The organism is Hyalangium ruber, assembly GCF_034259325.1.
Lineage (GTDB): Bacteria > Myxococcota > Myxococcia > Myxococcales > Myxococcaceae > Hyalangium_A > Hyalangium_A rubrum.
Genome location: NZ_JAXIVS010000001.1, coordinates 1,203,709 through 1,224,295, shown reverse-complemented (window position 1 = coordinate 1,224,295; position 20,587 = coordinate 1,203,709). Strand labels below are relative to the sequence as shown.

Genomic DNA, 20,587 nt, shown 5'->3' with positions numbered 1-20,587 from the left:
AGCAATATGTTCGCGTGGACATGGCCAAGGGCCCCTGTTTGTGTCAGGCGCTCCCCCAAGCAGGTGTCGAGACTTGAGAGCGGCGGGTTACTCTGCGTGGATGCGGGGCGATCGAACCCGCACACAGCCGTGAGCCTCCTACTGGGAGGCCATGCACGTGGCGGCGCGCAGCTGCACGGTGGCGAGGATGCTCTGCAGCGCTTGGGTGAGCGCCTCCCCGCTGTCGGTCGAGTAGTAGAGCCAGCCAGTCACCGCCGCCGTGTTCTTCAAGAGGTTGCTGTTGATGCCGAAGCCCACCGCGTACATCGTCAGGCTCTGCTGGCCCGCGGTGTTGAACTGCCCCACCACGGCGGGCGAGGACATCTGCAGATCCTGGGTGTAGAGCAGCCTCGCCACGACGCATACGCATAGGCGGAATAGAGGGCAAGTTGAGGGTGAGACTGTCCCAGTTCCGTGGACACCCGAGATGTGGTGAAGGAGCCCGGGAATGTCCGAGAACGAAGAGAAGCTGAAGATGGGCTTGCCCCGGTTTAGTGGACACGGGAGTTATGCTGCCAACCTATCAGGTAGTGCGGCCCGTTCATAGTCCCTCGGGCTCAGGTAGCCGAGGCTCGAGTGTCGGCGCTTGCGGTTGTAGAAGACCTCGATGTACTCGAAGAGTTCGGAACGAGCTTGGTGCCGGGTGGCGAAGTCGGTGGGGTAGACGAGTTCCTGCTTCAGGCTGCTGAAGAAGCTCTCCACCACGGCGTTGTCCCAGCAGTTGCCCTTGCGGGACATGCTGCATTGGATACCCCGGGAGGCCAGAGCTTGCCGGTACTCGGCGCTGGCGTACTGGCTGCCGCGGTCGGAATGGTGGATAAGCCCCTGGGGCGGCTGTCGCCCTTCCAAGGCCATCTCCAGCGCTCCAAGCACCAGCTTCGTGTCGATGTGCTCGCTCATGGACCAGCCCACCACCATGCGTGAGAACAAGTCGAGCACCACGGCCAGGTACAACCAGCCTTCGCCTGTCCACACGTAGGTGATGTCCGTGGCCCAGGTGCTGTTGGGCTTGTCGGGGGAAAAGTCGCGCTGCAGCACGTTGGGGGCCACCGGGTTGGAATGGTTGGAGTCGGTGGTGCGCACCGAGCGGCGCTTCTTGCGGGCCGCCAGCTTCTGCTTCTTCATCAGTCGGGCCACCCGCTTTCGGCTCACCTTGCGTCCCCGTGCTCGCATCTCCGCATGCACCCGAGGGCTGCCGTAGGTACCACGGCTCTCCTGGTGCACCTTGGCCACCTCCTCGGCCAGCTGCTTCTCCTGCTGCTGGCGCGCAGACTCCGGACGCTGCTTCCACGCGTAGAAGCCCGAGCGCGACACCTCCAGCTGCTCGCACATGAACTCGATGGGGAAGTGGGCCTTCTGCGCGTCGATGAACTCGAACCTCACTTCGAGTCCTTCGCGAAGAAGGCCGCTGCTTTTTTTAGGAAGTCACGCTCCATCAGCAGTTGCCGGTTCTCTCGCCTCAGCTTCAGCAACTCCTCCCGCTCGGCCTGGCTCAGCGCTCCAGCAGTGCCCTTGCCCTCCGCCTCCTCTGCCTGCTTCACCCAGAGCCTCAGGGCTGACTCGGTCAGATCCAGGTCCTTGGCTACCTGGGGCAGCGACTTCGTCCCCTCTCTCACCAGCCGGACTGCCTCCGCCCTGAACTCGGGCGTGAAACTCCGCCTCTTCCTTCGTCCCATGGGACACATCCTCTCGTGTTTCGACTCATCAGGGGTGTCCACAAAATCGGGGCAGGCTCAGCCCTGAGCACCTCGGAAGGGCAGCCGCTCCAGGAGTACCTGCAGCGCCTGTCCAGCGACTACCTGGGGCGCCTGTTGAGAGAACTGCTCCTCAAGGACATGGCCACCTGGGGAGAGCGCCACATCTTCGGCAATGTGGAGCGGCGCAACTGGCGGGCCGACTCGGGAATCCCCTTCCTGTCCCTGACGCAGCTGTACGTCGAGCCGAACGCCTGGACCACCAGTGCCAGCTCTGAGGACGGGGAGCCGGTGATCAAGCTCATCGAATCCCTGCTGAAGGAGCCGAAGAAACATGTCGTCGTCGTCAAGGCGGACTTTGGAATGGGCAAGTCCCTTACCGCTCGAAGTCTGGCGCAGCGCTGGGCTCAGCAGTTCCTGACGGGGAGGGAGACTTCCTCCGAGCACATCCTGCCCGTCTTCATCCGCTGCGCCGAGGACCTGCCCAGTGACGACTTCGATCTTGAGAAGGCTGTGCGCAGGGCATGGAAGCGGCAGGCAGGCGATCTGGACGTGGGACTGAAGACGAGTGACACGTCATTGGCTCTTCCCGAGAAGGACCAGCGGACGGTCTTCCTGATCGATGGACTGGATGAGGTCATCCTCGATGAGCGGCGCTTGAAGGTTTTCTTCGAGCACATTCGTGATCAAGCCACCCCCAACCATCGCTTCATTCTCCTCTCGCGTCCCGGCGCACTTCCCTCTGAGCAGGACCTGAAGAACATCCCCGTGGTCGAGATTCTGCCCTGGCGTGAGGAGCAGATCGACAAGTGGCTCAGGAACTGGCGTCAGGCCCATGAAGGACAAGGGCTGAGTTTCCAGGAAGTGAAGGCTCGCGGGCTGGACAGTCTTGCGGGCACGCCTATCCTCCTGTTCATGATCGCCCAGACGTGGAGCCGCCATACCCAGGGAGAGGGCACGAGCCAGGCTGCGCTGTACGAGGAATTCTTCTGGCAGATCGCCAAGGGGAAGCACGACGACGCGCGAGAGCACCATCAAAACATCGCCGAGTCGTCCGAGAAGCTGCTCAAGCAGCTGACGAAGCAGAAACTGCTCGATGAGTCCGCCAGCGAGCCCGATGCCATGCTCTGGCTGATGGGCCGGGTGGCATGGGAAGCCACGAAGCGCCAGCAGCGCAGCAAGTACTTCGATCAGGAAGCTCTCGAGGAGCTGACCGAGCGCGAGATCGAAAACCTCATCGAAGATGAGCTGGGACTCCGGTCGGCTCCGGATACCCTCAAGGCGATCCAGGGGGGGCTGCTGCTGAGCATGCAGGCCCACTTGAGAGCAGGGAGGGCCAGCCGACTCCTGTTTGGCCACAAGACCTTTCGGGAGTACCTGGCAGCCCGCTACTGGGCGGACCGCTTGAAGGCGCTCGCTCAGGCGAGAGAGAAGGAGTGGAAGAAGATCGAGGAGCCGCTCCTCGACGGACGACTGCTCAGTCGTGAGGACCGGACCTTCGAGTTCCTGATGGAGATGTTGAACGGCGAGCCTCTGACTCAGCACCCGAATGCACCCTTTGGGCTGGCCAAGGAATATCAGCGGGAACTGCTGGCGTGGGCTCAAGACCGCTTCGAGTCAGAGGAACACCGATACCCTGCGCGCCGTCCCGAGGCGCTGCGAGAGGACCGGATGCCTTGGCTGCGGGAGGGCGCGCTGGCCATTGGGAGTTGCCTCCACGGAAGTCCTGGCATGCAGGTCAAGGACAGCCTCACGGTTCGCGCGATGCTCGCGTGGTTCTGGCTGATGCGAGTCGGTCCCATCCTCATTGCGCCCAAGGCCCGGTGGGAGGGCTCCGTACTGTCGGAACTGAGCTTGCGAGGAGCCAACTTCCGGGAGGCGGACTTGCGGGGAGTTCTATTCACGGGCGCCAATCTCATGCGCCGTCGTGTCGGCAGTGCTGAACCGTGCGATTTTACCAAGGCTCAGCTCGATCGAGCCCGCCTGTTCGGAGCGATGTGCACAGGGAGCCTTTTCGTGGGCGCCTCCCTCAAGAATGCTCTCCTTGACAGGGGAGATTTCGAGTTCGCACAGTTTTCATCTGCTTGCCTTCGTAACGCTTCTTTGGAGAGAGCCAACCTTAGAAGAGCCGTTCTCCACGAGGCAGATTTGACCGACGCCGTGCTGACGTTCGCTAAGCTGGACGGCGCTGATCTCAGGGATGCAAAACTCAGATCCGCAAACCTGTTGAACGCTTCACTTAAAGGCGCTGTGCTGGACGGCGCTTCGCTGGAGGGCGCTTTGCTCCACGGTGCAAATCTCTCGGAGGCCTTGCTCCATGGCGCCAACCTGAAAGGCGCGATCTACGACAAGAGCACGCAGTGGCCCTATGGATTCAACCTCACGGACACGGGGGCGATCTTGGCGGATGAACCTGATACGGACGTGCTTGCTGTACTCTCGTAGATGACCCTGCTTGAAGGCGGGGCGTGGGCTCGGATAAGCACCCCAGCCATGCGAGCCCGGGGGAGGTCCAGCCAGAGGCAGTGCCAGTGAGGGGGAAGCGGCGGGAGTTCCTCCGGAAGGTGGCGCGCGAGGCGCTGCGCCGGCTGCGCGCGGCGCGGGGGCTGGATGGCGGCCCGGTGGTGCCACCACTGAAGGTGGACGCCTCTCGCCGGGCCGGAGCACCCACGGTCTACTACCTGAGCCCGGACTTCGACGAGGCGATCGGAGGCATCCGCACGCTCTATCGCCACGTGGATCTGCTCAATGCGGCCGGAGTCTCCGCCGCCATCCTGCACACGCGCGAGGGGTTCCGCTGCACCTGGTTTCCCCATGACACCCGCATCGCCTACGCCGCCCAGGTCACGCTGAAGGCCTCGGACGTGCTGGTGCTCCCCGAGGTGTACGGCGCCAGCCTGCGCAGCCTCCCCCGGGGCCTCCGCCAAGTCATCTTCAACCAGAACGCGTACCTCACCTTCTCCCGGGCGACGCTGGAGTCCTCGGGGGGAGCGTGCGCCCTACCAGGACAACCCGGACCTCGAGGCCGTGCTCGTCATGTCCGAGGACAACGCCGAGTACCTGCGCTTCGGCTTCCCGCACCTGCGCATCGCGCGGGTACACCAGGGGCTGGACCCCACGGTGTTCCACCCTCCAGCACAGCCCGCCGGGCGCCGCATCGCGCTGATGACCCGGAACTACGCCCGCGACACGGTGCAGGTGGTGCAACTGCTCCGGGCGCGCGGCAGCCTTGCGGGGTGGGAACTGGTCATCATCAAGAACCGCACTCCACAGCAGACGGCGGACCTGATGCGCCAGAGCGCCATCTTCCTGGCCCCGAGCAACCAGGAGGGCTTCGGACGCATAGGCGGAATAGAGGGCAAGTTGAGGGCGAGGACAGGAGAGGAGGGGCCGAGGAGGGCCGGGGACAGGAGCCGACTGAGCAGTGAACCCGGTGGTGAGGGGAGGCCGCGCAGCCCCTCGAGGTACACGCCAGCCCAGGCCGCCGTTGCAAGGGGGGCGCGGTGGGTTGGGGGGCTTGGGCCTGTTGGCTGAGTTGAGTACCGCAACACCCCGCCCGCTGGGTTGGCCCCTGCGCCGGGGCCCGCTTCGCAGGCCGCGAGGGCAATCCCCGGTGCTCCAGAATGGAGCGTACCCCACAGGGAGCCATCAGATACGCCAGCACCTGGCGCCAGCCTCCAGATCTGCCGCACACGAACATGTGGAGCGCGAAGCTCTTGCGCAGCAGCCCTGCCCAATCCAGTCGGGGCGTTGGCTCCTTCTTCGTTTCCGCCTTCGCCGCTGCCTCGGGCGGTGCGCTCGCCTCTTGTTCTTTCGGCTCGGCCTCCGCAATGGGGAGCAGAAATGGCCGGAGCTTCGCAGCACCCGATGGCTCACCACCCTCAGCAACCGCTCCACCTCCCCTTGCGTGGGTCTCACGCTCGCCCTCTGCAACGCCGCATTCAGGCAGCCGCCTGATCAGGATGGGAGCCAGTCCCGGCTGAGCCCGTTTGGCAGAACCCGCTTGCGATTTCACCCGCGGTCCGTGCCAGACTGGCCGGATGAACCGCGTCCTCCTGCTCGCCGGACTGTTGAGCCTCGTTGCGTGCAAGGGCTCCATCGAGCCAGACCCCAACGACGGAGGCCCCAACAACCCAGAGGATCCTGGTGGGCCCGGGGAGCCCGGTGGGCCCGGGGGGAACGTGGGCGCCGCGTGCGTGGTGCAGTCGGTGCTCGCCAATCGCTGCGCCAGCTGTCACGGCGCGCTGCCGACCCAGGGGGCGACGATGCCGCTGCGCACCCTGCACGACATGCGGGTGAGCTCGGCGATGGATGGGAAGCTCAGCAACGCCCAGCGCGCGCTCATCCGCATGCGCGATGACGCGTCTCCGATGCCGCCAGCCCCGCATGAGCGCGCGAGCGCGGCCGAGCGCACCGCGCTCGAGACCTGGATCCAGGAGGGGATGCCCCTCTGCAGTGGCACGGGCGGGCCGCCCGTGACCGCAGTGCCCGAGCCCAACCTGCTCGATCAGTCCGCGCTCTTCACCTGCACCGAAGGCGTGCGCTCGGATGCGCCGACGCGCATCCGCCGCATGAACCGGCGCGAGTTCACCCGCAACGTCGGTGGCTCGGTCGAGCGCAGCTGGACCGGGTTCAGCTTCTACGACAACCCGCTCGATCCCAGCGCCATCGAGCAGTACAGCTCCTGGGCCACGGACGAGACGCTGGACGAGGCCACGGTGGAGCTCTTCCTGCCGGTGGTCAGCGAGGCTGCCGCGCCGTGGACGATGAACTACCCGGACGGCAACCGGATGGAGCGTGTCTTCACCAACAGCCGCTTCAGCTGCATGTTCAACGACGCGAACCCGAGCGACACCTGCAAGCGCTTCCACCTCGGCCAGATGCTCGAGTTCGGCGTCTTCTTCCGCCCGCCCACCGAGGATGAGCTCACCCACCTCACCGCCTTCGCGACCGCGGTCATCGCGCAGGAACCGAGCTACTCCCCACGAAACCGCGCGGACTCCATCACGCGGATCTCCAACGCTGCGTGGATGATGACCGGCGCCATGTTCCGCCGCGAGATGGGCGGCGATCCGGCCGACGGTCGCGTGGGATTGACCAGCCTCGAGTTGGGCTCGCAGCTGGCCTACGCGCTGGCAGGGCGCGCGCCCTCGGCCACGCCGAGCTTCGTGTGGCCGTACTACTCCGCGCCCCTCGAGGGGCATCTGGCGGACGTGGCCATTGCCGCGAAGGATGGCTCGCTCACGCAGGATGCGACGACCACCGCCCTGATCAAGAAGCACCTGGGCGGCGTCGACGCCAACCAGAACGGGACACCGCGCTTCGATCTGGTGCAGGACTACAACGAGGAGCAGCGCTCCAAGCGCGGGCAGTACTGGCTGGGTGACGGCGTCGCGGGCTTCTTCCGCGAGTGGCTCGGCTACGGGCACGTGTCCGCGGTGTTCAAGGAGTCCCCGGCGGCGACCTCGCGTTTCGAACTCGAGGGGCTCGGCTACATCAGCTCGGTCTCGTATGACAACCTGCTCACCAACTTCCATCCGCTGGAGCCGACCTTCATCCAGCAGTTCGACGATCTGATCGCGCGGGTGGTGGTAGAGGATCAGGACGTGCTGGCGAACCTGCTCACCACGCGCACCTTCTACGTGCCCTCCATGCAGAACGCGGCATACGACTCGCATAAGGGCCTCTCGCACCCCTACAACGTCAGCGAGATCCTCCCGGCGACCGTCGCGGGCCGCTGGAAGACGCTGCCTGCCACGGAGCGCGCGGGGGTGCTGACCCACCCGGTGTGGCTGGCCGCGCACGGCGGCAACTTCGAGGACGATCCGTCCATCGTCCACCGCGGCAAGTGGGTGCGCGAGAACCTCCTGTGTGGCTTCGTCCCGCCGCTCAGCAGCGTGCAGGTGGCAGCCCAGGTCGGCGCTCACGCCGCCGACAAGAACGCGCGCCGCCGCCTGCAGGAGGCGACCGCCGGATCGCAGTGTCAGGGCTGTCACCGGCTGATGGAACCGCTCGGCCTGCCCTTCGAGATCTACAACCACGCGGGCTTCCTGCGCGCGCGGGATCACTCGCCCAGCGGAGGCTGGACCGCGCCGGACGGAAGCTCGACGCTCACGTCGATGCCGGACCCCGCGCTGGACGGTCCGGTGCGCGACGCGGTGGAGTTGAGCCAGCGCCTGGCGACCTCGCGGCACGTGAAGCGCTGCTTCGTGCGACAGGCCTTCCGCTACTTCATGGGACGCCCGGAGAACCTGAGCGACGCCTGCACGCTGACGCAGATGGAGCAGGCCTATGATCAGAACAACGGCTCGTTCTCCAAGATGCTGACCACGCTGATGACAAGCGACACCTGGAAGACGCGGCGTGTGCCGCAGGCTGGAGAGTGACTGCCATGTTCTCGCGACGAACCGTCCTGAAGGGCATGGCCGCCGGCCTCTTCGCGCCCTACTTCCACGACGTCTACGCCCAGTCGTCAGCGTTGCCGGCGCGCCTGGTGCTGGTCCTCGAGTGCAATGGCGTCTACCCCCGCGCGCTCCTGAGCACGGGCACCCGCGCGGCGCTGGGGGGACGCGCCAACACCTCCGACCGCCTCTTCTGGGACGCGTACAAGGACACGCCGCTGGTGCGTGAGGGGGACAATCTCGCCAGCGCGATCAGTCTCGGGCCGCTGGCGGCGTCTTCCGGCAACATCGACCTGGTGAACCGCTCCGCCGTGCTGCTGGGGCTCTCGAACCTCATCGCGGGCGGCGGGCACTCCAGCGGGACGGGCGGGCTGAGCTGCGCGGTGAACGGCGCGGGCGGGACCTTCGACGCGGTGATCGCACCTCGCCTGCGCCGGGGGGCACCGTTCGACGTGCTGCGCCTGGGCACCAGCTCCGCGCGCGTGTCGATCGTGTACGAAACCTGCGCGCTCGGACCCCGCAAGCCCGCGGGCATCATCGTCAACCCGTCGCTCGCGTTCGACAGCACCTTCGGCTCGCTGCTCGGCGGCTCGACGAATGGGCGCGATCGCAAGATGCTCTTCGACTTCGCGCTGGCCGACTCGCGCAAGGCGCTGGCGGAGTTCAGGGGCAACTCCAACGAGCGGCTGAAACTGGAGCGCTACCTCTCCTCGCTCGAGTCGCTGCGCACGCGGGAGGATCAGCTCGCGGGCATGGCGGACCGCGTGCGGCCCTACCTGCCGCTGGCGCCGAAGGACAACCCGCTCCTCACCGGCGCGGGCTCACCGCCCGACTCGCTGAAGTGGTTCGAGGCGCAGTTCCAGATCGCCACGGCGGCCCTCCTGGGCGGGCTGACGAACACGGTCGTGCTGGCGACGGGCACCTCGGGCTTCGACGTGGCCTACGGCCCGGACGTGAGCGACATCCCGCGACACAGCTTGCAGCACGGCCTGGATGCGGGGCAGAACTGGGATCGCGTCGCCGAGGTCACCCGCCGCCACGTGCAGTTGGTGGCGAACCTGGCGAGGACGCTGGCCGCCACGCCCGAGGTCGGCGCGAGCGGCTCGATGCTGGATCACACGGCGATCGTCTTCATGTCCGACAACGGCGAGCAGCACCACTCCACCTCGCGTGAGTGGCCGAAGCTCGTGGTGGGCGGCAACGCGCTGGGTCTGAAGACCGACGGGCGCACGGTCGTGTACCCGAAGTACGACGCGGCCCGGAACCGGCAGGTCTCCAACCTCTTCAACACGCTCGGCCACGCGTTCGGAGACGCGGACTTCAACACCTTCGGGCAGGAGGGCAGCACGCGCATCGCGCCGGGACCGCTGGGCGAGCTGTATGGCTGAGCCGCGAGAGCGGGCCGCGGAACCTGTCAATGTGAACGAGACAGGGCATGCATCGGCGGAATAGAGGGCAAGTTGAGTGCGAGGACTGGAGAGGAGGGGCCGAGGAGGGCCGGGGACAGGAGCCGACTGACTGGATGAAAGAGAGGGCTCCGAACCGTCCCCTCCGGCCGCCTGCGCCGGTACTCCCACGGAACTTCGCCAAGCCCACTCTGCCGCTGACGCTGGTACCGTTGCCGCATGAACCTCTGTCGGCTGTTACCCCTCCTGTTCCTCGCCTGCGCCTCGCCCGCAGGCTCCGAGTACCACAGGGGCACAACGACGGCCCGACCTCCACCAGCACCTGTTCGTCCCGGTGTTGGGGCCCCGGTTGTTGGGCAGCCTGGCGCCGCCACCGTTCCCTTTCCTCGTTCGCCCAACACGCGGGTGCTGCCGCCCAGCAACGAGCCGGGCCTGTGGAGCGCTGACACTCCAAGGGCGAGCGGGGCTACCGAGGGAGCGCCAGTGCTCTACGGCATAGAGATGCCTGCACCGGACGAGATGGACGCGGCTGCCCGCTTCCATGCCGCGATGTGCGCTCGCTCCCTGGAGGATGCGACGCAGCAGGCCGGGAAGGTGAGCCTTGTAGCGGGGCTGTCACGTCAGCAGAAGACCTGCCTCGCGCTACAGTTACAGGTGCTCTGCCTCGTCACGGTGCGCAGTGAACTCCCAAGGGCTCAGCGCGAGGCATTGAACGGCCTCGTCGACGCTACCTCGCGCGCCGAGACAGAAGCGTGTATGGGGGTGGCGTACGGCAAGGGTGCGCTGAAGAAGGCGTTTGACGGCATCGCGCCGCAATGGTCGTTTGCGCCCAACACGCAGAGGTGGTGGAGGTCCCAATGAAGGAGGAGGTGAATCCGGAGGACGTAAGCCTGATGGGGATATGGGCTTGGTGGTGGATCAGGTCGCGGAAGCCGGGCACCCGTATCGAGATTCCTCCCATGCCCCCGCTGGAGGAGTGGCCGAAGGAAATCCTCGAGACACTCAAGCGCATCAGCGGGAAGACCATCGTGAAGAAGTAGCACGCCGGGGCCCAGGCCAAGGCGCAAGCGGGCAAGAGAGATGACGTAATCCGCTCCGGCCCGACTGGTATGAACCCTATCCATGTACCTATATTTTCCGCACGGGTGATCGCGCAGTTGATGGACCAGATGGTCTGGTGCCGCCCGGCTCTGTGTAGCTGCAGGAACTGAGGCATCCCCTCATCTTGCGGGCAAGCAGGCAAGCGGCACCCCGGCCGTTTGATGCGATAAGTAGGGTGTAATCCGTACTACTCGGCCGGTGACATCCTCCGCCATTACCCAGCCGCGCTCTGGGGTGGCCCTCGCGCAGGGGCCAGGTGCGCACTCGCCGTGGGCAACCCCAACTGCTCCAGAATCGCTCTCACCCCTCCTGCTCCCTTCACGTACGCCACTACCCTTAAGCCTGCCTCCACACCTCAAGCACGCGAACACATCCAGGGCGAACGTCCCGCGCAGCAGCCCGGCCCAATCCGAACGGGGTGTGCGCTCCTTCCTCGGCTCCTCCACCGTCGCGGCAAAGGCGGGGCTCTCCTCCTCCAGCCTCGGCTCCGCCCCTGCTTGAGGGAGCGGGCTATCAGCGATGCACGCTCGGCCGCTCGGCAAACGAACTCGGCGCGATCCTTGGGGCATTTTGACAAAAAATGCGCTTATTGTCATAACGTCTCCATGTCGTGAGCGGGTGGTCGCCACCGCTCGCCGCTCAGGAGAACGTCATGAAGGTCTTTGGCAGCAAAGCCCGCGGCACTCGCCTCGAGCGCATCCAGTCGTCCCCCCGCTATGTGAACGGCACCTTCCAGAACACCCCGGTCCCGGGGCCGGGGGAGGAGGGAGCGGCGATGCTCCCGATGCTCGCGGAGTACCTGTTCGGGGGCGATCGACGAGTCCCGTCGGCGCCGCTTCCCATGGTCAATCCGCTGGACGGGTGGCGGCGCCCGCCGGACACCGGGCTGAGGGCGACTTGGCTCGGACACTCGACGGTGCTGCTCGAGATTGACGGGACGCGCGTGCTCACGGACCCGGTCTGGGGGCAGCGCGTCTCGCCGCTGTCCTTCGCAGGCCCGAAGCGGTTCCACCCCGCTCCGGTGGAGATTGAGCAACTGCCCGCGCTCGACGCCATCCTCGTCTCTCACGACCACTACGACCATCTCGACTACCCGAGCATTCAGCGCCTGCTCTCGACCGGCGCCCCGTTCGTCACCTCTCTGGGCGTCGGCGCCCATCTGGAGGCGTGGGGCGTGCCGACGGAGCGGATCTTCGAGTTGGACTGGTGGGAGTCCGTTCAGCTCGGCGACCTCTCCATCACGGCGGCGCCCTCGCGGCACTTCTCGGGACGGGGCCTGGTCTCACGCAATCGAACCCTGTGGTCGTCTCTCGTCGTCCGAGGACCTCGGCACTCCGTCTTCTTCAGCGGCGACACGGGGCTCACCCCGGAGTACGCGGAGATTCGCGAGCGGCTCGGCGCCTTCGACCTCGTGATGCTCGAGGTCGGCGCATGGCACCCGGGTTTCAGCCACATTCACCTGGGAGCCGAAAACGCGCTCCGCGCGCACGCGCTGTTGGGTGGAGGCGCGCTGCTCCCCGTCCACTGGGGCACTTTCAATCTCGCGATTCATTCCTGGGACGAGCCCGCCGAGACGCTCGTCAAGGCTGCGTCGGCGGGCGCGCCCCTCGTGATGCCGAGGCTCGGTCAGCCCATCGAACCGGCCAGGGTGGAGTCCGTCGACGCATGGTGGCGCGAGGTGGAGCAGACGGCCATCGCCGCGCCCGTCCCGACCGCGGCCTTCACCCAGGCGATCGACTGACTCCAGCGCTCGCGCTCTCCCTGAACACCGTTCAGCAGTGCCCCGCCCGCGTTTCCCCAACCAGACGTCACGAGGTCCACGTGCCAAGTCCATTGAAAGACGACGAAGCAGCAGCGCGGCGCGAAAAGATTGTGGCCGCCGCGCAGTGGTGCTTCCTCAACTTCGGCTTTTCGAAGACCGCCTTCGAAGACATCGCGAAGCGCTCCAAGCTCTCTCGGACGCTTTTGTACAAAGTCTTCAAGGACAAAGAGGACATCTTCAAGGCGGTCTTTGAGGACTGGCTCGTTTCGCGGCACCCAGCGGCGAAAGCGGCAGCCGCTGGGCCCGGCACCTCTCTCGAGCGGTTGCTCGAGGTCTGCCGCCTGATCGCACTCGATCCATGGGCCGAGATGGTCAGCGCGCCGATGGGCCGAGAATTCTTCGAGGCGTGTGACCGCATTGATCCGAAGCTCGACGCTCGGCATCGGAAGGTCGCGCACGAGTGCGTCGCGACCATTCTGCGCGACGACGCGAGCGCCGAGGTCTTTCTCCTCGCCCTCGACGGCCTGCTCGCGGACGCCCCAACACCGAAAACCCTCGAGAAGCGGACGCGCCTGCTGGCAGCCCGTTTCGTCGCGGCCATCAAGGAAACGGAGAAACAACAGTGAAACTCATCGTCTTCGGAGCGACCGGCATGGTGGGCACCGGCGCCCTCCGCGAAGCCCTGGTGTCGCCCAACGTCGAGGCGGTGCTCAGCATCAGCCGGAGCGCGACAGGGGTCGTGCATCCGAAGCTGCGCGAGTTCCTCGTCCAGGACCTGTTCGACATCGCGCCGCTCGAGCCCCAGCTCATTGGCTACGACGCGTGCATCTGGGCGATCGGAATCAGCGCGGTCGGCCTCGATGAGGCGGCCTACGCCCGGGTGACCGAGGAGCTGACGCTCGCTTGGGCGCGGACGCTCCTGCGGCTCAACCCCGGCCTGTCGTTCTGCTACTGCTCCGCCGGCGGCGCGGGCGGTCCCGGGATGTGGGCGCGCGTTCGCCAACGCGTCGAGGGCGCCCTGCTCGCGATGCCGTTCCGGCACGCGGGCGCGGTCCGCCCCGGCTTCATCAGGCCGGGCCCCGGCATCCGGAGCAAGACGTGGGGCTATCAGCTCGGCGTCATATTGTTGAAGCCGCTGTTCCTGATGACGCCGCTGCTGGTGCGCGCGATGCCGTTCCTCTTCACCACGTCAGAGCGGCTGGGCCGCGCCATGCTCGGCGTTGTCGAGGGACGAGCGGACCGGTTCATCCTGGAGTCCGCCGACATCAACCGGGTCGGCGCATGACCCCGGCGCCTCGCTCGCTCCGAAGCGCACGCATCGCCGCCGTCCTAGTGGTGCTGCTCATGCTCGCCAGCGCCTACCACTTCGGGCTTCTGGCTCGGGTTGATGAGCCGAAGGCCCTCGCCGACGCGCTCGTCGCGATGGGGCCGCTGGGCTACCTCGTCTTCGTCCTCGCGTACGCCGTGCTGCAGCCCTTCGGGGTCCCGGGGACGGTCTTCATCGTCGCGGCGCCGCTCATCTGGCCGTGGCCCACGGCGTTCGCGCTGTCGATGGTCGGAACGATGGCCGCGAGCGTGGTGGGGTTCGCCTTCGCCCGCTTTGTGGCGAGGGACTGGGTCGCGTCGCGCATCCCCTCTCGGCTCCGCAAGTACGAGGCGTCCCTGGAGCGAAGCGCCTTCCGGATGGTCGTCCTCCTCCGGCTCATGCTCTGGATGCCGCAGCCTCTGCACTGGTTCTTCGGGGTGTCGCGGGTCGGCTTCTGGACCCACTTCTGGGGCTCGATAATCGGCTACGCGCCGCCGCTGCTTGTCGTGAGCTACCTCGGCGCCGAGCTCTTCGACGCCTCCGGGAACCTCCAGCCAGGCGCGTGGCCCATCATGGCGGGCCTGCTCGCGGCGTCTATCTCCATCGCCCTGTTGGCCCACCTCGCGGAGCGGCGCCGCAGCTCATCGCGAGCGCGCGACAGCGCCAGCGACCCAACCAGCAGTTCACGCTTCACCAACCCGCAGAGGAGCAACCCATGAGCAAAGACCTCGTAGGCAAAGTCATCCTCGTCACCGGCGCGACCGACGGCATCGGCAAGGCCGCCGCGACCGAGTTCGCGAAGCGCGGCGCCAGCCTCACCATCGTCGGCCGCAATAGGGAGAAGACCGCGCAGGTCCTCGCCGAGCTCAAGCAGGTGAGCGGGAACGAGGACATCGACATGCTCCTCTGCGACCTATCCCGCATGGCGGACGTGAAGCGGGCCGCGAAGGAGTTCCGGTCGAAGCGCGACCGACTGGACGTCCTCGTGAACAACGCGGGCGCGACCTTCAAGAAGCCCACGATGGGCCCTGACGGGGTTGAGCTGACGTTCGCGCTCAATCACCTTGCGTACTTCCAGATGACGTCGGAACTGCTCGACCTCATTCGGGCGACGCCGGGCGCTCGCGTCGTCTCGACCTCGAGCGGGATGCAAGCCCGCGGCAATCTCGACCTCCAGCGGACGCCGACCTCGGTGGAAGGCTGGGGGCCAAGCGCCTACGCGGCGTCGAAGCTCGCGAACGTCGTCTTCACGAAGGAGCTCCAGCGGCGGCTGTCCGGAACCACCGCAACGGCGAACTGCTTCGAGCCCGGCGCCGTCCGCACGCAGTTCGGTGGTTTCGGTTCAGACCAGGGCTTCCTCCTGAACATCGTCTACACCCTGGCGAAGCCGTTCTCGAGCACGCCCGAGCAGGGCGCCGACTCGCTCATCTGGCTGGCCACATCGCCGGAGGCGGCCTCCCTCAAAGGAGAGTACGTCTCTAAGCGCCGTCCGGTGACGCCCAACAAGCAGGCGCTGGACGAGAAGCTGGCCGCCGACCTCTGGACGCTGAGCGAGAAGTTGTGCGCGCAGGCGACCGCGCGCCCGGCGTGACCTTCAAACGAAACGATACCGGCCCCGTGGGCAGCAGCCGCCTCGGGCCGAAAGCGGAGAAACAGATGCGCAAGAACACCGAAGAAAGGCCTGCCATCCAGGCCCCGCTGAAGGCGACCGACCAGCGGCGTCCCGGGCCGAGTCGTCGTGAGGTCCTCGTCGGCGCGGGCGGCATCGCTGGCGCCGCCATCCTGGCGAACATGACGGGCTGCGCGACGTCCACGCGCTCTCCGTCACCACAAGGCGTCGAGACGTCAGCGGATGCGCGAGCCGTCCGCAGCCTTGGGCCGCTTAAGGTTTCGGCCCTGGGGTTGGGGTGCATGAACCTCACCGGCACCTATGGTCCTCGGCTCGAGCGGGCGCAGGCCGTCGCGCTCATCCGCGCGGCGTACGACCGTGGCGTCACCCTCTTCGATACGGCGGAGCTCTACGGGCCGTTCTTCAGCGAAGAGGTCGTGGGCGAAGCGCTTGCGGACCTTCGGCAGCGCGTCACGATTGCGACGAAGTTCGGATACGAAATTGACCCGGTCACGAGGCAGGTCTGCGGCCTCAACAGTCGCCCCGCACAGATAAGGCGCAGCGCAGAGGGGTCGCTTCGGCGGCTCCGAGCGGAGACAATCGAGCTGTTCTATCAACATCGGGTGGACCCGGCTGTTCCGATCGAGGACGTCGCCGGCGCGGTGCAGGACCTTATTCGAGAAGGGAAGGTCCGGCACTTCGGGCTGTCGGAGGCGGGTGCCGCGACCATCCGGCGCGCGCATGCCGTTCAGCCCGTGGCCGTCGTCACGAACGAGTACTCGGTCTGGACGCGAGATCCCGAGCACGAGGTGCTGCCTGTCTGCGAGGAGCTCGGCATTGGCTTCTCGCCCTGGAGCCCGCTCGGCCCGGGGTTCTTGACTGGGACGGTCACGGAAGCCACGCCGCTGGACGCGAGCACCGATATCCGCGCCCGCTACAACTTCCCCCGCTTCACGGTCGAGGCGCGCCGAGCCAATCGACCCATCGTGGAGCTGCTCCGCCGAATCGGTGACCGCCACCAGGCGAGCCCCGGTCAGGTTTCGCTCGCGTGGCTTCTCGCGAAGAAGCCCTGGGTCGTCCCAATCCCAGGGACAACGAGCTTGAAACACCTCGACGAGAACCTTGGCGCCACGCGCGTCCGGCTGGACGCGGAGGACGTCAGGGAACTCGACGCTGCCGCCGCCCGCCTCGGGGTCGTGGGCGCCCGCTTCCCTCCAGAGGTGCTCTCCCTCAGTGACACCGGCGCGGTTCTCGGGACGAGCTCTTTGGGTGGCCACGGCAAATCGCCCCTGCCAGAGCCCGCGCGTTAGTCCGTCAACCGGTCCCCAGACGAGAGCACCGCGACGCGACGCCCTGTCGCGACGACGACTCCAATTTTCACCGCCGCACCATCCGCCGCACCGAAAGGAACAGACATGCATTCACCTCTCAAAGGCAAAGTCGTGCTCATCACCGGCGGAAGCAAAGGCACGGGGCTTGGCATCGCGCGGGCGTTCGTGAAGGAGGGCATCGCCGTCGCTGGAAACGATCGTTGAGGAACGTGGGATTCCGCTCGGAGCAGAGGAAGGACAGGAGCCCTCTTGGGCCCCTGTTGGGCTGCATGTGCCCCAGTGTGACCCACCAGCGCGGAATTGAACGGGACGAGACGGGACGAGGCGGGACAGAGCAGGGGAACGATCTGATGTGAGATCAAGGCGTTAGCCGGTAACAGCGCGACCTGCTTGGGGTTTTGCTTCCGCTCTGATGCGGGGTCGATTCCCGCCGCCTCAAAGCGGAGCAACCCGCCGCTTTGAGCTGAAGATCGGCAAGGCGCACAGCCTCTTCGCCTACGACCGCGAGGTGCCGACGCCCAGGGATGTGGCGGGCAAGCTGTCAATGGGCGTGGGCGGCCTCAACGCCTGCGTTCTCTCGCACGTCTGGCGCTGAGCCTCACCTTCTCTCTTCAGGAGGGGGCAGGGGTGAGAGTGCATGGCCACCCTCTGTACCTCAATCCCTGCGGTATCAGTAGATTCCCACCCAGGGAGCGGAAACCTCATGCGCGGCTTCAAGGAGTGGTGCCTGTTCTTGGCGTGCTGCCTGCTGGCGGCCTGTGTAGCCACCCGGCCCATCGAGGGCACCGACGAGGGCTGCGAGGTGGCTTCGGAAGCAGCCTCGTTCGAGCAGCTCTGTTCCGAAGACGGCACCCTGGGGGTGTTGTGCGATGAGAGCCAGTGTGGCGCGTACCGCTGCCGTGAGGTCGTGGAGCGCCTGACGGCGGGGCAGAGGGTGCTCGCCCGCCATCTACGGCCCCCATTGCCCACCAGCCCGGGACAAGGGGGAACGAGTACCAGGCTTCCCCCGCTGCCCAGTCCGGGGCCGGGAATCGAGCGCTACCGGGGCAGTGCCCAGGAAGTGTCCGGTGATACCCGGCCGGTGTTCATCATCCACTGGGGACCTCAACCCAAGTCCGAGCTGCTGCCCAGCCAGAAACAACTGCTGGCCGAAGCCGAGGCCTACCGCAAGAAGCCCCACGAGGGGCACCATATCTACCCGCAGGCCTTCAGGCAGTGGTTCACCGAGAAGGGCATCGATATTGATGCGTACATCCTTCCGCTGGAGGTGCCAGAGCACCGGCGCATCCACCGAGGCGCGAATGGTGGCCCGTGGAATGCGGCGTGGGACAAGTTCATCAACGAAAATCCCGGGGCCCCAAAAGAGGAGATACACCGGCATGCAGGACAGCTCATCTACGAGTTCGGCCTGTTCGGCGTCATCCTCCCGTACAAGCTTTGGACCCTGCACCCACCGCCATTCCGGAACCCCTGAGACTCCATGCGCTTCTACTGGCTGCGTCGTGTCGAGCATCCCCGCTATTCGGGTGGCTATGACGACGAGCACAAATGGGGCTTGCCTGGCATTCACTGTCCCTTGTGCCAGGCCATCTGGTCCACGGCAGGGCTTGCCTTCCCCTCCGTGGATTTGTCGCATGTCCCGGAGCAGGAGAAGTACTCCGCCCGATTGGAAGAGGACTACTCGGAGTTCGAGCGGCTCCGCGAGCAAGTACGCCCCCTGGCGCCCTCTGGCGTCCAGCTCCAGCCGGGAATCAAGTTCGGTCCTCTCGTAGGTGCTGCTCGGGGAGAGTTCGGTCCGCTTTGCCTTCAGATTTCCTGGATGCTGCTCATCAGGCCCGAGCCGCTGGCGCGCCTGACAATCGAGGGACTCCAGGGCTTGAAGGGCTGCCGCACGGAGATGCGCTTCCGCGGGAAGAACCCGCCAGCGCTCCTGGAGTTGGAACTGCTGCCACGCGGACGCCTTCATCCGGACTGTCTGCCTGCGGATCGTCTTCCCCCCTGCACGAAATGCGGGCGGTTCGGGGTGAAGCGGCCGGACGAGCCCATCCTGGACACGGCCACCCTGCCCAGCCACCTGGACCTGTTCAGAATGGAAGACCTCGTGACGATGATCATCGCCACCGAGCGCTTCGTGGAGGCCGTGCGCCGCCTGGGCTACGAGCAGGACATCCTCTTCCGCGAATTGCCCTTGCGCTGAGCGCTTGAAGGAAGGGTGGCCCGGGTTTCGTGGTAACGAAGAGCCCGTGGAGACGTGGGTCACCTTCTTCGAGCCGCGGCCGGCCCCGCACGAGCGGGACGAGGCCTTCCCGAGCCCCTGGGACGAGCATGGTCCGCAGGGGCTGGCGCGTCGGGCCGCGGAGGAGATGCAGGCGCACCTTCGGAAGGGCTTCATTGCCCCCGGCCTCCCCACCGCCACGCTCGAGGGCCCCGAGGGCGGCAAGATGTTCGGCGTCCTGGTCGTGCAGGCGCCGGACGGACGCATCGGCTACCTGCGCTCCTTCTCCGGCATGCTCGGCGGACGGTGGGAGGTGGAGGGCTTCGTCCCGCCACTCTTCGACCGCGAGGCGCGTGCTCAGGTGGAGCCTCCGGGCGAGCTGACAGTGAAGGGGCTGATCGCCCGCTCGGAGGCATTCCAATCCTCGGCGGAGCTTCGTGAGAGCCGCGCCGCGCATGCGGCACTGGAGGCTCGCCACACCGAACAACGCGCGGAGCTACGGGCTCGCCATGAAGCGAACCGGCGCGCTCGGCACGCCCGACGGGAGGCCCTCGCGTCCGCGCCTGCGCTCACGGAAGCCGGCAGGCGCGAGGCGCTCCATGCGCTCGATCAGGAGAGCCGAGGAGACAAGGCGGAGCGGCGCCGAATGGAGGCGGCCCAAGAGCAGGAACTGCATGCGGTGGAGCAGGGGAGGGCACGGCTCGAGCGGCGTCTGCAAGCCCTCGATCGTCTGCGGCGGATCGTCTGCCGCGCGCTCATGCGGCGCATCCACGACACCTATGTCGTCCCCAATGCTCGGGGCGAGCGCCGTCCCCTGCGGGCCCTGTTCACGTCCGGAGCGCCGCCCTCGGGGACGGCGGACTGCGCGGGCCCGAAGCTGCTCGCCCATGCCTTCACCCACGGCCTGCGCCCGCTCGCGCTGGCCGAGTTCTGGTGGGGTGCTCCCCCGTCCTCGGGCGGCCGCGTCTCCGGCGCGTTCTATCCCGCCTGCAAGGACAAGTGCGGGCCCCTGCTGTCGTTCATGCTGGAGGGCCTGCGGGTCGCTCCCTCCAGGGCCTTCGCGCCGCCGAGCCTCGTGGACGACACGCTGCCCGTCCTCTTCGAGGATGCGTGGATGGTAGTCGTCGACAAGCCCTGTGGCCTGCTCTCCGTGCCCGGGCGCGACGCCTCGGTGACAGACTCGGTGCTCGCCCGGCTGCGCGCCCGGTATCCGCACGCCACGGGCCCGCTCCTGGTACACCGCCTCGACCTGGACACCTCGGGGCTGCTCGTCGCGGCGCTCGATCCGCGGACGCACGCCTCTCTGCAGCGGCAGTTCCTCCAGCGCGAGGTCCACAAGCGCTATGTGGCCTGGCTCGACGGTCCGGTGCGCGGAGAGCGGGGGACCATCGAGCTGCCGATGCGCGTGGACCTCCAGGACCGGCCCCGGCAGATCCACGACCCCGTACATGGGAAGGCCGCGGTCACGGAGTGGCAGGTCCTCGAGCGTCGCGGAGCCCGCACGCGCGTGGCCCTCTTTCCCCGCACCGGCAGAACGCACCAGCTCCGGGTCCACGCGGCACACCCCCTGGGCCTGGGCACGCCCATCGTCGGAGACCGCCTCTATGGGCACCCGGAGGGGCGCCTGCTCCTGCACGCGGAGGCGCTCTCCTTCAGCCACCCAGCCACGGGCCAGCGGCTCTCCTTCGAGCGCCCCGCGCCGTTCTGAGGCCCGTGAGCGCAC

Annotated in this window: 18 protein-coding genes; 16 read left to right on the top strand and 2 right to left on the bottom strand. The window is 66.8% G+C overall.

The window, feature by feature from the left end; genetic code table 11:
- Window positions 1-138 precede the first annotated feature (138 nt).
- Together SYV04_RS04960 and SYV04_RS04955 are read right to left on the bottom strand one after the other, a co-directional pair.
- Window positions 139-396: a hypothetical protein gene (locus SYV04_RS04960; RefSeq protein WP_321544423.1), complete on the bottom strand. Its 258-nt coding sequence runs from the start codon at window positions 394-396 to the stop codon at window positions 139-141.
- A 150-nt stretch (window positions 397-546) separates the two neighbouring features.
- Window positions 547-1,715 (bottom strand): IS3 family transposase gene (locus SYV04_RS04955; RefSeq protein ID WP_321544422.1). Its coding sequence is split into 2 segments (ribosomal slippage): window positions 547-1,448 and window positions 1,448-1,715, totalling 1,170 coding nucleotides; the frame shifts between segments, so codons are not numbered across the junction.
- Between the two features lie 15 nt (window positions 1,716-1,730).
- Between SYV04_RS04955 and SYV04_RS04950 the strand changes: the two genes are divergently transcribed.
- The 16 genes from SYV04_RS04950 (at window position 1,731) to SYV04_RS04875 (ending at window position 20,572) form a co-directional block, all read left to right on the top strand.
- On the top strand, window positions 1,731-4,178 hold the full coding sequence (locus SYV04_RS04950) for a pentapeptide repeat-containing protein (RefSeq protein WP_321544421.1): 2,448 nt from the start codon (window positions 1,731-1,733) through the stop codon (window positions 4,176-4,178).
- A gap of 591 nt (window positions 4,179-4,769) precedes the next feature.
- Window positions 4,770-5,267, top strand: a complete 498-nt coding sequence (locus SYV04_RS04945; protein WP_321544420.1) for a glycosyltransferase family protein — start codon at window positions 4,770-4,772, stop codon at window positions 5,265-5,267.
- A gap of 506 nt (window positions 5,268-5,773) precedes the next feature.
- Window positions 5,774-8,119 carry a DUF1588 domain-containing protein gene (locus SYV04_RS04940; RefSeq protein WP_321544419.1) on the top strand — a complete coding sequence of 782 codons (2,346 nt, stop codon included), beginning with the start codon at window positions 5,774-5,776 and terminating at the stop codon, window positions 8,117-8,119.
- A 5-nt stretch (window positions 8,120-8,124) separates the two neighbouring features.
- Complete coding sequence (locus tag SYV04_RS04935) at window positions 8,125-9,522, top strand: DUF1552 domain-containing protein (protein ID WP_321544418.1); 1,398 nt, start codon at window positions 8,125-8,127, stop codon at window positions 9,520-9,522.
- A 501-nt stretch (window positions 9,523-10,023) separates the two neighbouring features.
- The gene (locus tag SYV04_RS04930; protein WP_321544417.1) at window positions 10,024-10,401 is read left to right on the top strand and encodes a hypothetical protein; all 378 of its coding nucleotides are present in this window, start codon (window positions 10,024-10,026) and stop codon (window positions 10,399-10,401) included.
- Entirely contained in the window at window positions 10,398-10,580 is a 183-nt protein-coding gene (locus tag SYV04_RS04925) for a hypothetical protein (RefSeq protein ID WP_321544416.1), read from the top strand. Before SYV04_RS04930 ends, SYV04_RS04925 begins: the two co-directional genes overlap by 4 nt.
- 713 nt (window positions 10,581-11,293) lie before the next feature.
- Window positions 11,294-12,382, top strand: a complete 1,089-nt coding sequence (locus tag SYV04_RS04920; RefSeq protein ID WP_321544415.1) for an MBL fold metallo-hydrolase — start codon at window positions 11,294-11,296, stop codon at window positions 12,380-12,382.
- A 92-nt stretch (window positions 12,383-12,474) separates the two neighbouring features.
- A complete protein-coding gene (locus tag SYV04_RS04915) occupies window positions 12,475-13,029 on the top strand; it encodes a TetR/AcrR family transcriptional regulator (protein WP_321544414.1) in 555 nt (184 codons plus the stop codon).
- Window positions 13,026-13,688 (top strand): Rossmann-fold NAD(P)-binding domain-containing protein, encoded by a 663-nt coding sequence (locus SYV04_RS04910; protein WP_321544413.1) that lies wholly within the window; start codon window positions 13,026-13,028, stop codon window positions 13,686-13,688. The genes SYV04_RS04915 and SYV04_RS04910 overlap by 4 nt, the downstream gene beginning before the upstream one ends.
- Window positions 13,685-14,428: a TVP38/TMEM64 family protein gene (locus SYV04_RS04905; RefSeq protein WP_321544412.1), complete on the top strand. Its 744-nt coding sequence runs from the start codon at window positions 13,685-13,687 to the stop codon at window positions 14,426-14,428. Before SYV04_RS04910 ends, SYV04_RS04905 begins: the two co-directional genes overlap by 4 nt.
- Window positions 14,425-15,300, top strand: coding sequence for an SDR family oxidoreductase (locus SYV04_RS04900; RefSeq protein ID WP_321544411.1), 876 nt, complete (start codon window positions 14,425-14,427; stop codon window positions 15,298-15,300). Before SYV04_RS04905 ends, SYV04_RS04900 begins: the two co-directional genes overlap by 4 nt.
- Before the next feature lie 65 nt (window positions 15,301-15,365).
- The gene (locus SYV04_RS04895) at window positions 15,366-16,628 is read left to right on the top strand and encodes an aldo/keto reductase (RefSeq protein ID WP_321544410.1); all 1,263 of its coding nucleotides are present in this window, start codon (window positions 15,366-15,368) and stop codon (window positions 16,626-16,628) included.
- Window positions 16,629-17,061: 433 nt separating this feature from the next.
- Window positions 17,062-17,244: a hypothetical protein gene (locus tag SYV04_RS04890; protein WP_321544409.1), complete on the top strand. Its 183-nt coding sequence runs from the start codon at window positions 17,062-17,064 to the stop codon at window positions 17,242-17,244.
- Window positions 17,245-17,352: 108 nt separating this feature from the next.
- Window positions 17,353-18,123: a SitA6 family polymorphic toxin lipoprotein gene (gene sitA6, locus SYV04_RS04885; protein WP_321544408.1), complete on the top strand. Its 771-nt coding sequence runs from the start codon at window positions 17,353-17,355 to the stop codon at window positions 18,121-18,123.
- A gap of 6 nt (window positions 18,124-18,129) precedes the next feature.
- Window positions 18,130-18,846, top strand: coding sequence for a SitI6 family double-CXXCG motif immunity protein (gene sitI6, locus SYV04_RS04880; protein WP_321544407.1), 717 nt, complete (start codon window positions 18,130-18,132; stop codon window positions 18,844-18,846).
- A gap of 46 nt (window positions 18,847-18,892) precedes the next feature.
- Window positions 18,893-20,572 carry an RluA family pseudouridine synthase gene (locus tag SYV04_RS04875; RefSeq protein WP_321544406.1) on the top strand — a complete coding sequence of 560 codons (1,680 nt, stop codon included), beginning with the start codon at window positions 18,893-18,895 and terminating at the stop codon, window positions 20,570-20,572.
- The last annotated feature ends 15 nt before the right edge of the window (window positions 20,573-20,587 follow it).

Bases quoted from the DNA above. Each gene is read 5' to 3' on its own strand.
- SYV04_RS04945 (WP_321544420.1), top strand. From the start codon at position 4,770: ATGTCCGAGGACAACGCCGAGTACCTGCGCTTCGGCTTCCCGCACCTG.
- SYV04_RS04940 (WP_321544419.1), top strand. From the start codon at position 5,774: ATGAACCGCGTCCTCCTGCTCGCCGGACTGTTGAGCCTCGTTGCGTGC.
- SYV04_RS04935 (WP_321544418.1), top strand. From the start codon at position 8,125: ATGTTCTCGCGACGAACCGTCCTGAAGGGCATGGCCGCCGGCCTCTTC.
- SYV04_RS04925 (WP_321544416.1), top strand. From the start codon at position 10,398: ATGAAGGAGGAGGTGAATCCGGAGGACGTAAGCCTGATGGGGATATGG.
- SYV04_RS04920 (WP_321544415.1), top strand. From the start codon at position 11,294: ATGAAGGTCTTTGGCAGCAAAGCCCGCGGCACTCGCCTCGAGCGCATC.
- SYV04_RS04905 (WP_321544412.1), top strand. From the start codon at position 13,685: ATGACCCCGGCGCCTCGCTCGCTCCGAAGCGCACGCATCGCCGCCGTC.
- SYV04_RS04900 (WP_321544411.1), top strand. From the start codon at position 14,425: ATGAGCAAAGACCTCGTAGGCAAAGTCATCCTCGTCACCGGCGCGACC.
- SYV04_RS04895 (WP_321544410.1), top strand. From the start codon at position 15,366: ATGCGCAAGAACACCGAAGAAAGGCCTGCCATCCAGGCCCCGCTGAAG.
- SYV04_RS04890 (WP_321544409.1), top strand. From the start codon at position 17,062: ATGCGGGGTCGATTCCCGCCGCCTCAAAGCGGAGCAACCCGCCGCTTT.
- sitA6 (WP_321544408.1), top strand. From the start codon at position 17,353: ATGCGCGGCTTCAAGGAGTGGTGCCTGTTCTTGGCGTGCTGCCTGCTG.
- sitI6 (WP_321544407.1), top strand. From the start codon at position 18,130: ATGCGCTTCTACTGGCTGCGTCGTGTCGAGCATCCCCGCTATTCGGGT.